1 protein-coding gene is annotated in these 619 nt (G+C 42.0%); it reads left to right on the top strand.

All coding sequences use genetic code 11. The features are described 5' to 3' along the window. The coding region (locus BN3456_RS00240; RefSeq protein ID WP_141654467.1) for an IS3 family transposase at nt 1-502 on the top strand (502 nt) is incomplete at its 5' end. Nucleotides 503-619 lie beyond the last annotated feature (117 nt).

Raw genomic sequence — 619 nt, 5'->3', positions numbered from 1 at the left:
CGTCATAGATGCGCCAAATCAGGCATGGTCTATTGACATTACATATATTCCGATCAGACACGGATTCTTGTATCTGACTGCTATAATTGACTGGCACAGCCGCTGTATTGTTGGCTGGGAAGTCGATGATACTCTTGATACCAGAATGGTTATCAACGCCTTGAAAAAGGCCTTCAAAGTGGCTAAGCCGCAAATCCTGAATTCAGATCAGGGCTGCCAGTTTACAAGCCAACAATACATTGACTTCGTAAAACAAAACGGAATTCGACAGAGCATGGACGGTAAGAGCAGATGGGCTGATAACATCATGATTGAGCGATGGTTCCGCAGCTTCAAGTATGAGGAAGCTTATCTGACACAGTACAATAACATCAAGGAAGCCAGATCCGCTATTGGGCGATATATCCACACTTATAACTTTGAACGACGTCATTCTGCACTTGATTATCAAATACCGGCTGAATGCTACTATCCGGCAATGCTATTGCCATATGTAGCTTAATGCATATTTGGATCTGGAGAGTGTTCCACTATTCTCCCCCTGTTCCTTGTCACTTATCAACCATATCAGTTCATTATAAAAATCTTAAATTTTTGTCTTGACAACTGAGCCACTATA

It is taken from the genome of Clostridium sp. C105KSO13, assembly GCF_001517425.1.
Classification (GTDB): Bacteria; Bacillota; Clostridia; order Lachnospirales; family Lachnospiraceae; genus Muricomes.
The sequence above is the reverse complement of the archived record's forward strand: the minus strand, read 5'-3'. Positions and strand labels throughout refer to the sequence as shown.